General features: G+C 66.8%; 1 pseudogene. It reads right to left on the bottom strand.

The window, feature by feature from the left end:
- A pseudogene (locus ACFQ95_RS25955) lies at nucleotides 1–482 on the bottom strand (ATP-dependent helicase); the annotation flags it as partial.

The following is a 482-nucleotide window of genomic DNA, read 5'->3' as shown; positions in this document are numbered from 1 at the left end:
CTTGCCGCCGATGTTGGCAGCGCCTACCGCCGTGCCCGGCGCTGCGGGCGCACCACCACGCGCATCAGCCAGCCATTTCCACAGCCGCAGGTAGCCGCTGAATTCGCTTTTTTCGTCATCAAACTTGGCGTGCGCCTGATCGGCCTGGGCTTGTGCTTCCATCGGGCGGTCACGCACGTCCTGCACCGACAGCGCGCTGGCGATCACCAGCACTTCATCGAGTGCGCGGCGCTCACGCGCTTCCAGGATCATGCGGCCGACGCGCGGGTCCAGCGGCAGGCGCGACAGCTCCTGGCCCATGGGCGTGAGTTCGTTGGCCTCGTCCACCGCGCCGAGTTCGGCCAGCAGTTGGTAGCCATCGGCAATGGCGCGGCCCATGGGGCGCTCGATGAACGGAAAACTCTCCACCGAGCCCAGGTGCAGCGACTTCATGCGCAAGATCACACCGGCGAGCGAGCTGCGCAGGATTTCGGGGTCGGTGA

The organism is Variovorax sp. HJSM1_2 (assembly GCF_049316285.1).
Lineage (GTDB): Bacteria > Pseudomonadota > Gammaproteobacteria > Burkholderiales > Burkholderiaceae_C > Rhodoferax_B.
Note: the sequence above shows the minus strand (reverse complement) of the source record. Positions and strands in the feature narration are given on the sequence as shown.